Annotated in this window: 11 protein-coding genes; 6 read left to right on the plus strand and 5 right to left on the minus strand. The window is 48.5% G+C overall.

Going from position 1 to position 11868, the window contains the following annotated elements; genetic code table 11:
* The 3 genes from AC4MRN_RS15220 to pedF form a co-directional block, all read right to left on the minus strand.
* The coding region (locus AC4MRN_RS15220) for an outer membrane protein assembly factor BamB family protein (protein ID WP_491203741.1) at positions 1-643 on the minus strand (643 nt) is incomplete at its 3' end.
* 638 nt (positions 644-1281) lie between these two features.
* Positions 1282-2148, minus strand: coding sequence for a substrate-binding periplasmic protein (locus tag AC4MRN_RS15225; protein ID WP_155016282.1), 867 nt, complete (start codon positions 2146-2148; stop codon positions 1282-1284).
* A 32-nt stretch (positions 2149-2180) separates the two neighbouring features.
* A complete protein-coding gene (gene pedF, locus AC4MRN_RS15230) occupies positions 2181-2627 on the minus strand; it encodes a cytochrome c-550 PedF (protein WP_073317474.1) in 447 nt (148 codons plus the stop codon).
* A gap of 279 nt (positions 2628-2906) precedes the next feature.
* Here pedF and AC4MRN_RS15235 point away from each other — a divergent pair, with 279 nt between their 5' ends.
* The 5 genes from AC4MRN_RS15235 (at position 2907) to AC4MRN_RS15255 (ending at position 7351) form a co-directional block, all read left to right on the plus strand.
* Positions 2907-4088: an ABC transporter substrate-binding protein gene (locus AC4MRN_RS15235; RefSeq protein WP_491203742.1), complete on the plus strand. Its 1182-nt coding sequence runs from the start codon at positions 2907-2909 to the stop codon at positions 4086-4088.
* Between the two features lies 1 nt (position 4089).
* On the plus strand, positions 4090-5070 hold the full coding sequence (locus AC4MRN_RS15240) for a YVTN family beta-propeller repeat protein (RefSeq protein ID WP_487965219.1): 981 nt from the start codon (positions 4090-4092) through the stop codon (positions 5068-5070).
* Complete coding sequence (locus AC4MRN_RS15245; RefSeq protein WP_491203743.1) at positions 5067-5804, plus strand: ATP-binding cassette domain-containing protein; 738 nt, start codon at positions 5067-5069, stop codon at positions 5802-5804. The genes AC4MRN_RS15240 and AC4MRN_RS15245 overlap by 4 nt, the downstream gene beginning before the upstream one ends.
* The gene (locus tag AC4MRN_RS15250) at positions 5804-6598 is read left to right on the plus strand and encodes an ABC transporter permease (RefSeq protein WP_217653440.1); all 795 of its coding nucleotides are present in this window, start codon (positions 5804-5806) and stop codon (positions 6596-6598) included. The genes AC4MRN_RS15245 and AC4MRN_RS15250 overlap by 1 nt, the downstream gene beginning before the upstream one ends.
* Positions 6599-6682: 84 nt before the next feature.
* Positions 6683-7351 carry a response regulator gene (locus AC4MRN_RS15255; protein WP_073317465.1) on the plus strand — a complete coding sequence of 223 codons (669 nt, stop codon included), beginning with the start codon at positions 6683-6685 and terminating at the stop codon, positions 7349-7351.
* 14 nt (positions 7352-7365) lie between these two features.
* Here the strand turns inward: AC4MRN_RS15255 and AC4MRN_RS15260 are convergent, their stop codons facing one another.
* The gene (locus tag AC4MRN_RS15260) at positions 7366-8550 is read right to left on the minus strand and encodes a hypothetical protein (protein WP_491203744.1); all 1185 of its coding nucleotides are present in this window, start codon (positions 8548-8550) and stop codon (positions 7366-7368) included.
* A 308-nt stretch (positions 8551-8858) separates the two neighbouring features.
* Here AC4MRN_RS15260 and AC4MRN_RS15265 point away from each other — a divergent pair, with 308 nt between their 5' ends.
* Complete coding sequence (locus AC4MRN_RS15265; protein ID WP_491203745.1) at positions 8859-9278, plus strand: hypothetical protein; 420 nt, start codon at positions 8859-8861, stop codon at positions 9276-9278.
* Here the strand turns inward: AC4MRN_RS15265 and AC4MRN_RS15270 are convergent.
* Positions 9272-11868 (minus strand): NahK/ErcS family hybrid sensor histidine kinase/response regulator (locus AC4MRN_RS15270; protein ID WP_491203746.1); only part of this gene is annotated, 2597 nt, incomplete at its 5' end. The two genes, AC4MRN_RS15265 and AC4MRN_RS15270, sit on opposite strands and share 7 nt — an antisense overlap.

Here is an 11868-nt window from a genome sequence, read left to right on the forward strand (position 1 = left end):
TTGCATCGCGGGCTTCAACTTTACCCACAATACCGAATTCACCACCAGAGATACCGGTTACAACCATGCCTTTAACAATCATAGGTGCTGCAGTGAATGAGTAACCTGCTTTGTAGTCACCCATACGCTTACGCCAGCGCACTTTACCGGTTTTTTGATCCAGGGCGACCAGAATCGCGTCCAGAGTACCGAAGATTACCAGGTCATCGTATATAGCTGCACCACGGTTAATCACGTCACAGCAAGGCATAATGCCATCAGGTAAACGCGCTTCGTATTGCCACAGCTCTTCACCACTTTCTACATCGATTGCGTAAATACGTGAATAAGATGCTGTTACATACATAACACCATCTTTAACCAGCGGCTGTGATTCCTGACCACGTTGCTTTTCACCACCGAATGAGAATGCCCATACCGGGTGCATTTTCTTTACGTTTTTGGTGTTCAGTGTATCCAGTGGGCTAAAGCGCTGGCCACGAGGGCCTAAACCATAACTGACTACGTCATTGGTGGTGGCCTGGTCATTCAGGATGTCTTTGTCAGTCACGCCCGCTTGTACGGCGCCAGACAGTGTCCCTAAAGACAGCGTCAGACAAAACGCAGAGCTTAATAAGTGACCTGAAACTCTTTTACTTTTCATCAGATTTCTCCAGTGTTTCAACGGGTACTTAGGGCTTGTATTACCCCTTGTTCACAACGAGCGCGAATTGAATAGGTTCAGCATGCGACAGGTTGAGTATTGTTGTTGACCTTGTGGTGTGGGACTAACAGCCAACTCAACCACAAAAGGCATCAGAATCAGTATCTGACATCAATTTGTTAACAACCATTAAACCTTGGATTATCATTTTTAGTCCGATGGTAGTACTACTCTGCAATAAAATTTGGTAGTGAGGCTTACGGAAGGTTTTAGAGAAAGTAAACTGTTTACTGACGAGAAAAATGGTGATGTAGATAGCGTAGACTTGAATACAGATTAAGCCCTAGCGACATTTCTTGGGATCTCGGGGGGTGTCATTGAGGGAACCGATTATCACGTTTAACAGGCCATTGAAAAGGTTTGCTTTTTTTTCGTCTCTGTCGCTATTTACATTTCTGTGCAGCGTACCCTCTACAAAATCGCAACTTACCCGAGCCACCGTGGTGGTTGCACAGCCTGATATTAATGAAATAAAAAAGATGATTGCCGCACATTTTCTTTTCACGAATAGACAACCTTAACTTGTCATTATAGTCTCTCTACTTTAACACTCAGTAGCACTAATACTAGTGTTATGCTCATTCGGTGCGGAAATAGTCTGGGATTTCGTAGCTCAAGCCATACTCGAGGAATAGTTTTTCCATCTCGCCGCTGTTGACCATGGGCGTGATGATTCCTTCAATGGCATAGGTCAACTCGCGATAGTCCTGTTTTACCGCCATACCAATATCCCAGCTTTTAATGCTCATTGCGGCCAGACCGTCGGCGCTGATGTCGTACTGGCTGGTAAGCGGGCCCATTCCCCATTGTAATTGGCTTCTCATACCTGCAACTGCCGCCACTTCACCGGCTTTTAGTTTGTCGATACCGGTAAACACCGAGTCTACATGAACCAGCTTGTCACGCAGGCGGCCACCAATGGTTGCGCCTAAAAAGAAGCTGGGTAGCGAGTCCAGTTCAACGGCGACATTTTCATACTGGAAAATGGCCAGAGTACGTATATCGTTGGTTTTCTCGTGATCGCGAACCAGTGCCCAGCTTTCCTGCTGGTAGGGGGAAAACATCACGACCAATTCGTTTTTCGGCAAACCATAGCCATCAATAGCATAAGCAAAGCGGCGGTCGTAAGGCACGCGCAACATCACATCGGCTTTCTGCCGCGTAATGATATGGCCTTTCCATATCGCGTTACGCAAATCGTCTTCGAGGTTTTCGTCGGCGTTTATCCAGAGCCATTCAACCGACACGCCAAGGCCCTTGGCAATGTGTTTGCCAATTTCGATGTCGACACCTGCAGGCTCACCGTCTTGTAAAAAGGAATAGGGAGGGAAATCGTTGTAGACAGCAATGGTGATCTGACCTGACTCGATAATATCTTCGTAGCTTCGGGCGTTAGCGTAGCTGCTGAGCGCAACGCAAATCAGGAACAGAATTCGTACTACCATTACTGCCTCAACGGTTATTGTTTAGTTAACACTTACTCGGGTGTACCACGGGTTTCGATGTAAGATTTGATGGCCCACATCGCTTCCTGGCTCAGGATACCTTCGAACGGAGGCATGTAAACACGACCATCTACTACCGCGCCGTTACGAATACGCATCATAAACCAATCGTCTGCTTCTTCTTGGCTGAAAAATTCGTTCTCGTCATTCAGTTTACGCAGATCCGGCGTAATACCGCCAGAAATAACTTCCAGTCCATGACAGCGTGCACAATTCTGATTATATGCAGAGTCGCCGATTTTAATCGCAAGCTCATTGCCGGTGTAAGGGTTAGTCGCCAGCCACTCATCGCCCAACTGGGGAAGTGCACTGGTGTCTACTGCCTGAGGCGTCACGTCACCGTGAGCCAGCGCTTGTGCAGATGTTAATGCCATCGAGGCAATCATCGCACTGCGCAAAAAGGTTAAATACTTCTTCATGATGTTTCTCCAAAAGCTGCCTGTGAGAATGCTTGTTTACGCTGCAGAAACGCCCTCGCTTTTTATTCTTTCGCTACTACAACAAAGCACACCGTGAAAGTTAGGAGATATGCACTAAGCTTCCAATTGTACTTAGGTAGTAAACCTTTCATCCTTTTTGCTCATTTCATCCGGGCATGATCATGCTCTACTATTGCAGCATAACGTTAATAAAGGGTTTTGTTTTTGAACATAAAAAATCCCGTTGATTACAAATTTTACACAGCTTTAACGTGGCTTATGCGATTTATCGCAACTACCACAAAAAGCCTGTGCTGGCTGTTTTTGCTGCAAAAAAGCGCGTTTGCCGCTGTGCAAAATATCGACATTTTGTACGTTAAACTACACGCTGAAATGTCGGCAGAACCCTTGTTGTTGAAACAGCCTGCTGACAATAAAACCCTGGCAGGTGCAAAACTGGCTATTGAAGATAGCAACACAACAGGACGGTTTTTAAAGCAGCATTATCAGTTAACAGTAGTAGAAGATAACAATGCCGAAGGGTTAATTGGTCAGCTTAAGCGCTTGCTGTCGGCACAGGAAGCGCCTGGCACTGTTTTAGTGGATGTGCCGGAAAATGCGTTTAATGCGGTAAGTGAAGTCATTCGGGGTAGTGGTGCGCTGGTTATGAATATCAGCAGCCGGGAGGATGCCCTGCGGCAATCACAATGTGCAGAAAAGGTGTTACACACGGTGCCTAGCCGGGCCATGCTGGCCGATGCCATGACCCAATATCTGATGTCACGTCGCTGGCGGGAATGGCTCCTGATATCGGGAAACAGCGACGGCGATAAGGCGTTTGCAAATGCATTACAACGCTCAGCAAAACGCTTTGGTGCAAAAATCGTTGAACAAAAACAGTGGTCATTCGACACCGATTTACGCCGCGTGGCACAGAAGGAAATCCCGCTGTTTACTCAGTACGATGACTACGATGTGGTTGTGGTGGCAGACGAGCAACACCTGTTTGATAAGTACTTTCCGGGCAATACCTGGTTACCCCGCCCCGTGGTGGGTACTGAAGGTCTAGTGCCAACGGGCTGGCACTGGACGTTGGAGCAATGGGGGGCAACCCAGTTGCAAAACCGCTTTTACAGTCAGTTTGCCCGGGAAATGACCGAGTCCGACTATGCCGCCTGGCTGGCAGTCAGGGCAATCAGTGAGGCCGTGACAAGAACCAAATCGACAGCGTCTGACGTGCTTTATGATTATTTGCTCAGCGATAGTTTTGAACTGGCAGCCTTTAAGGGGCGAAAGCTAAGTTTTCGAGCCTGGAACGGGCAGCTACGGCAGCCTATCCCGCTGGTCCATCCCAATGGACTCACCGCACTGTTACCTCTTGAAGGCTACATGCATCCGGTTACTGATTTAGACACACTGGGGTACGACAAGCCCGAAGTGCGTTGCAACATGGCGAAGTAGTATGAATCTGTTCAATGTAAATCGTTTTGCTAAATTGACGATGGTCAGCTTGTTAGCCTTGCCGGCAGCGGTACAAGCTGAAACCGCTTATGTTTCAAACGAGAAAAGCGACACGCTGACGATAATCGACACGGACTCTTTGGAAGTCACTAACACCGTGGACGTGGGGATGCGCCCCAGGGGGATCATCTTCAGCCAGGACTACAAATACCTTTATATTTGCGCGAGTGAATCTGATGCCGTGCAGGTAATGGACGTTGCGACTAACCGTATTCTGCACAACTTGCCATCGGGCGAAGACCCTGAGCAATTTGCGCTACACCCCAACAATCGCCATTTGTACATCGCCAATGAAGACAGCGCGGTAGTGACGGTGGTAGATACCGAGTCCCGAACGGTCATTGCACAGATTGACGTGGGGATAGAGCCGGAAGGCATGGCGGTGAGCCCGGATGGTAAATGGGTTATTAATACCTCTGAAACCACCAATATGCTGCACTGGATCGACACCAGCACACATGAGCTGGTAGACAATACGCTGGTAGACCAGCGGCCGCGTCATGTTGAATTTAGCAAAGATGGCAGCCTGGTTTGGGCATCTGCTGAAATTGGCGGAACGGTAGCGATTGTAGACACGACTACGCGCCAGATTAACCATACCATTCGTTTCAAAATACCTGGCGTACACCGAGACAAAATTCAACCGGTCGGTATTAAGCTCACCGACGATGGTAAGTATGCCTTTATTGCCCTTGGCCCGGCTAACCATGTGGCTGTCGTCGACGCGAAAACCTACGAAGTTCTGGATTACCTACTGGTCGGTCGTCGTGTATGGCAGTTGGCCTTTGCCGACAATCAGTCTAAGCTGCTGACAACCAATGGGGTGAGCGGTGATGTATCGGTGATAGATGTGAATAAACTCAAAGTAGTGAAAACCATTAAGGCCGGGCGTTATCCCTGGGGAGTGGTAGTCAAACCATGAGTGATGCAGTGCTGGCTATCGACCAGCTAGGCTTTCAGTACGGCGAAAAACCGGTGTTGAGCGATATTTCGTTATCGCTGAATCCAGGTAAATACTATGCACTGCTTGGTCCGAACGGAGCGGGTAAAAGCACGCTGTTTTCGCTGATTTGCCAGCTGCTTCGTCCGGTGAGCGGCTCACTTAGCCTGATGGGGAAAAACACTCAACAACATACCCGTTTTGCGCTTAAGCAGTTGGGTATAGTGTTTCAGCAACCCACCCTGGATCTGGATTTAACAGTATCTCAAAACCTCCAGTACCACGCCAGTTTGCAAGGCATGTCAGGCACGATAACTCGCCAGCGAATTGAAGAAGAGCTGGCACGTTTTGGCCTGGCTGACAGGGCGAAAGACAAGGTCAGAGCATTAAATGGCGGGCATCGCCGACGCGTTGAAATTGCCCGGGCATTATTGCACAAGCCCAAGTTACTGCTGCTAGATGAAGCCACAGTCGGCCTCGACCAGAACACCCGCGACGCGATGAATACGCACTTACGGGCATTGTGCGACAGCGAGGGGATTACAATTTTGTCGTCGACTCATCTGATTGACGAAGTTAAACCCAACGATGAACTAATTGTGTTGCTCAACGGGCAGGTAAAGTTGCAGCAACGCTGTGAAGAAGCAATGAAATCTCTGGGTGTCGAAACCGTGCAGCAGCTTTACCGCCAGATGCACATGAGTGGCGGGCAATAATGGCTTATTTTACGTGTTTTACCGGCATTCTTATTCGCGAGCTATTGCGCTTTTGGCAGCAGCGCTCACGCCTGATCAGTGCGCTGGTGCGCCCGCTTCTGTGGCTGGTGGTCTTTGCGGCAGGTTTTCGTGCGGCGCTGGGCGTAGCGATTATTCCCCCTTATGAGACTTATATTACCTACGAAGTTTACATCGTACCGGGATTAGCCGGTGTCATTATGCTCTTTAACGGTATGCAAAGTTCGCTGTCGATGGTATATGACCGCGAGATGGGCAGCATGAAAGTGCTGCTGACCAGCCCAATGCCAAGGTCATTTTTATTGGTGAGCAAACTGCTTGCTGGCGCGTTTATCTCAACATTGCAGGTTTACGCTTTTTTCGCCATTGCATGGTTGCTGGACGTACAGGCTGAGCCAATAGGCTACCTAGTAGTATTGCCTGCACTGGTGCTTACGGCGTTGATGCTGGGCGCACTGGGGCTGTTGCTGTCGTCATTTATAAAACAATTAGAGAATTTTGCCGGGGTGATGAATTTTGTGGTGTTTCCCATGTTCTTCCTCTCTTCGGCGCTTTACCCATTGTGGAAAATGCAGGAGTCGAGTGAGTGGTTGTATCAGCTTTGTCTGTTCAATCCATTCACGCACGCAGTAGAGTTGATTCGCTTTGCCATGTACAGCCAGTTTAACGCTCAGGCGTTAGCGGTAACCTTGGGTTGTACACTAGCGTTTATAGGACTGGCAATTTGGGGATACGACCCCAAGCGTGGCATGGTACGCCGCAAAGTAGGTGGCTGACGCCGCGCACACGGGTGTGGTAGATTCGCTAAACAGGCCCACATCCACTAAAATAACTAACAAAATATAAGCAGGGTGACACACATGGTAGAAATATTAGTTGCAGACGACCATCCCTTGTTCCAGTACGCGATCACGGACTTTGTTGAGCGCAATATCCCTGATACCAAAACTATCAGTTGTACTGATCTGGAAGAAGCCCTCAACACTGCCGAAGAGAACCCTGATATCGACCTGGTGTTACTCGACCTCAATATGCCGGGTATGGACGGGCTAAACGGTATCGTTCGTTTTCGTAACCAGTACCCGGAAATTCCGATTGTGATTGTTTCTGCGGAAGAAGACAAAAACGTCGTGCTGCAAGCCTTTACTTATGGCGCTGTGGGTTTCATTACCAAGTCATCCAGCTGCGAACAGATAGTGGCGGCACTGCAACAGGTACTCTCTGGTCAGGTGTATTTACCGCCCGACATTATTCGCAAAGGCGGAAATAACAAGCCTCGTGAAGAGCAGGCCTCACAGCAAATCGATCCTAAATTAATCGGTGCGCTGACTCGTCGTCAGTTACTGGTGTTTGAGTGTATTGCAAAAGGCAAATCCAATAAGCAAATTGCCTACGAACTCAACATTGCGGAGACCACGGTAAAAGCGCACGTGTCGGCTATTTTGACCAAGCTAAACGTTCACAACCGTATTCAGGCGGCGCTCTGTGCGGCCAGCATCGACTTTAACCAGTACTTAATGCGTAACTGATATCATTTACGCTGCTAAATGGTTGTTAGTGAGCTATTAAATCGCCGTTTGAACCAGGCCAATGCAAAGATGGCTTTCATTTTTGAAAATCCGGTAGTGGAATCACAACGGGTTTGCAAAGCAACCAGTACTTCTCGGCAAACTGCTTGTTGTATGGTGTCGTTAAGCAGAAGGTGAGACGGTCTGTCAGCCGCTATCTGGGCGTTGAGATTGGCGCCCTTGGTCTTTTTCCAATAAATCAGAGCACCTATTTCTAATTTGGCGCTGTCGCTATCCCTTGATTGACGTGTCATTCTGGGTTTGAAATCAAACTCATTGGCCGAGTCGTCGGTGACAGTAATTCGCGTCACGCTGTCATAAGATGCCAAAGGAACAAATAAGCTCAAGAAGCCATCGGCTTTGCGCTTATAAAATAGCGAAGCAGACTGTAACCTACCCTTTGCATCAACTAATTCCAAGGCTGTGTTGGTTTGAAATCCATTTACATAAAAACCAATAAGTGAATGTGCATGCGATAATTCGATGGATTCACCTGGCTTTAATTGCGCAAAAGTGTCTTGTTTGAGCGAGTTCTTATAAGTTTTTAATGGGTGCAGCGCTTCGTTTAGGTGAGCACTGTCGACGGTAAAGTGCTGACTAAAATCGATACTCGACTCACTTTTAGTCAAGTCGGCGAAATGGGCATTGATTGCTTCACCGAGATACATACCAATCTGTTGAGACAGTTCGTGCTCTGGATGAGCCGGATGGTCGGAATACACCTCGTTATAATGGCAGGCATATGCTCTAAGTGCTTGTGAAAAATCAATAAACTGAGCACCAGCTTGCTGCGAAAATGTCTCTCTGTCTCGGTACACTGCCGAAGGTTTCATTAAGAAGTCATTAACGGCAATGCCAATGACGACTAGTCTGGTTTGTGATGAGATAGTCGAAATGAGTTCAAACAGGATCTGCTTATAGTCTTCATTATAGGTGTAGCCCGGCGTCTGAAGTCCGTATTGTTCATCATTGGGTACTGAGTCGAGTAACACCAGATCGAATTGCGTGAAGTCCATCTGAATGTATCTGGCGAATTGCACGCCTGGAGAAGCGCCTGATGACAGGTTCGTCCACGTGGCATTGGGGAGAGCGCGTTTTACGCCAGTTAAATATCCGTTTTTTAATATAGAATTTGAAGTGCCTAGCACTAAAATATTCATTAGAGGCACCGGTCCTTTGTGTCAGCTAATGCGCATAGAAACTGTGCGCGTAGGTAATCAGTTTTGATCAGCAATATAAAGAATGTTATCAGGTGCTGCAAATATTTAACACATTGAGTTAACTGGCTTTATAACGGATTCTGGAGCAGAACTGAGCGACGCTGCAAAAACAATACTCCCTGTATTGTCAGAGCGGGGCGTCTGTGACCATAATGTCGTTTAGAGCAACTCGATGTGAGACTGTAGGACCGGCAGGGTTACTCTGTTTCTATTCATCATTTCGAAAGTATTAATAAGGACGCAGCCTAATGGGCCCTGAGACGTTGTCACTGGAGTGGCAAACACTGCAGAATCAGTTCGACAGTTACGAAAAATACAGTCTTGTCATAAAGCTAGTGGCAGTGCTGCTGACAGCAATTGCATTGCTTACCCAATTGCCTGTGCTGTTCGCGATAGCGTTAATTGGTGTGCTGTGGTTGCAGGATGGAATATGGAAAACATTCCAGGGGCGTTTTGAGCAGCGTTTACTTCAGATTGAAGCTGAAATAAGAGAATCCGGCGCGACGACAGACTGCCAGTTCAACTCTGCTTATCAGGCTAAGGCCAACTCAGGCGGCGCACTCATTGCCGAATACATTAAACAATCCCTTCGCCCGACAGTGATGTACCCATACGTTGTTTTAGAAGCGCTGGTAGTGGCCGCGGCGGTTTACCAGTCCTTTTACTGATTTGATAGCAGATTCGACAGGGCGAGTTTCATCTTGTGGGGCTTAACCGGTTTATTTAGTAGCGAATACCCCTGCTCTCGCACCTGCTGACGCAGTTCATTAGTGTAGTTGGCGGTGATCATGATAACCGGTGGATGGGGGGTTAAGTGCTCGCGGGTAATAGCAAGCGCGTCGAAACCGGTATCCCCGTCGTCCAGGTGGTAGTCAGCAATAATCAGTTGCGGGTCCAGCTCAATTAAGAATTCAGGCTCGTTGAGTTCTTCCAATGTTTGCACCGAGGTCACATTGCAGTTCCAGCTGCCCAGCACAGTTTCCATGCCTTTACAGATTTCTTCGTCGTTATCGATTAACAGAATGCGCGCGCCCTCCAGTTTGTCGTTGAAGCGATCTATGAGCGGGGCGGGTGCGGGTTTGGCTTTTTGATTTTTGATATCAGCATAAGGCAGCGTAATGCTAAAGCAGGAGCCTCTGCCTTCTACCGAGCTAACAGATATGGTTAGATTCATCACGCTGGCCAACCGCTCCACAATGGCCAGACCCAGCCCCAGGCCTTTGTCGTGCCGGCGCTTCTTTGCATCCAGTCGGTTAAACTCGCGAAATATGTCAGACAGTTTATCCTGAGGGATACCAATGCCGGTGTCGATTACCTGGATCTGAACGCCTTGTTTACGTCGACGTACGCCCAACAAAATGCCGCCCTCATTGGTGTATCGCAAGGCGTTACTCAACAAATTACGCAGTATGCGGGCCAGCAGATAGTTGTCGGAATGCACCAGCTTCTGCGTGGTTTTCACCTTGAATTTAAGGTCTTTCGATTTTGCTTGAGGGGCAAATTCGGCGGCCATGTTGTTAATCAGATCATCAATTTCAAAGTCATCAAGCACAGGCTCTATGAGCCCGGCTTCCAGCTTGGAGATATCAACCAACGCACTGATCAATGACTCCAGATTCTCCAGCGAATAACTCAAAGAGGTCATCAGCTTTTGTGCTTCATCACTCAGCGATAAATCGTTTAGCGCATCAGCGAACAATCGTGCCGAGTTCATAGGCTGTAACAAATCGTGGCTGGTTGCTGCAAGAAATTTGGATTTGGATTCGTTGGCCTGATCCGCTTCGCGTTTCGCTTCCAACAGCTTCACTTCTGCTAACTGACGCTCCTCAATTTCGTTGCGTAACTGCAGGTTTATCTCAGAGATTTTCTTGGTGCGCTGGTTAACCCGCTGCTCCATGTAGTCATAGGCGTGCTTCAGAGCACGTGCGGTACGACGCTGTTCGGTAACGTCCTGTTCCAATGCGAAGAAGCCTATGACATTGCGCTGCTCATCGAAATGCGGAATGTAGGTTTTATTTGAGATTCTAACGTTGTCTGGGTCGCGACTGTGTTCAATTTCAAAATTCACCGCCTGACCCAACATGGCCCGGGCAATATGGATAGACAGGTTGTTGTACTCCTGTTCGCCTAGCACATCGCGCAAGTGGTGGTTGATGATTTCCTTGCGAGAACGGTTAAACCACTTTTCAAATTCGCGATTAACGAATTCATAGCAGTGCTCTTTGTTCACATAAGATATCAGTGCTGGCATCGCATCGGTGATCAGGCGGATGCGTTGCTCACTTTCTTTTAACGCTTGCTGACTGCGACTGCGCTCAGTGATGTCGGCAAAGGTAAACAACATACCACCGGAGGGGATCAGGCTTCGGCGGTTCAACAACACCAGATCATCGCTGAGTACCGTCTCGACTTCCATAAATGGCGTGTCCTGTGACTGATCCAGAGCCAGTGCGTTATACAAGGTTTGCGCGGCAGGTGTTTGTGACATCAGGCGGGCGAATTCTTCGCCTCGGCTGACGTTGGAGTCAGGCATACCAATGAAAGACAGGAATGGCTGGTTCCAGGTTTCGAGCAGACCATCTGCGTTTATCAGCACGACGCCCTGCGACATGTTTTCCAGTGTGGCTTTTAGCAGTTCGGCCTGTTCAGTCATGGCGGTTTCATAGCGCAGTTCTTCAGCCAGTTTTATCGACGTGATGTCGGTATAAACCACCACCAGACCACCGTCGTGAGTAATGCGCTCCTGCATTTGAATCCAGGTGCCATCGCGCAGTTTGAAAATGGTTTGGGCGATGGGGTCGTGGTGCACGCCCACTTTTTTCTGGGCTTTGGCGTCTTTATCTACCACCACCAGTGACGCGGCGGTGATCTCCTGGAATGTGGTAACTCCCAGTTCAAACTCGATATTGTGTTGTCGCCAGAAATCCGCACAGCGGCTGTTCACCATCACCATTTTTCGGTCTGAGTCGAACAAAGCGAATGCGTCAGAAATACTTTCAATCGCGTCGCGCAAGCGCTGACGATCCTGCTCCGCCTGAATCTGGCTTTGCTCGGTATCGCGGCGTGCCTGTTCCAGCTCTTTGTTGGACTCTTCCAGACGATGCAGGGTTTGTTGTAAGCGATAGGTCCGCTCTTTTACTTTGTCTGCCAGCATGGCAGCGTCTTCGAAAGACTGGTAGGCGTCGGAGTGATTTCCCCAGCCCATTTCAACGCGTCGCATGAGTACGCGATTGATTTTTTGCAGTTTTTCGTTTTCGT

The organism is Marisediminitalea sp. (genome assembly GCF_984433645.1).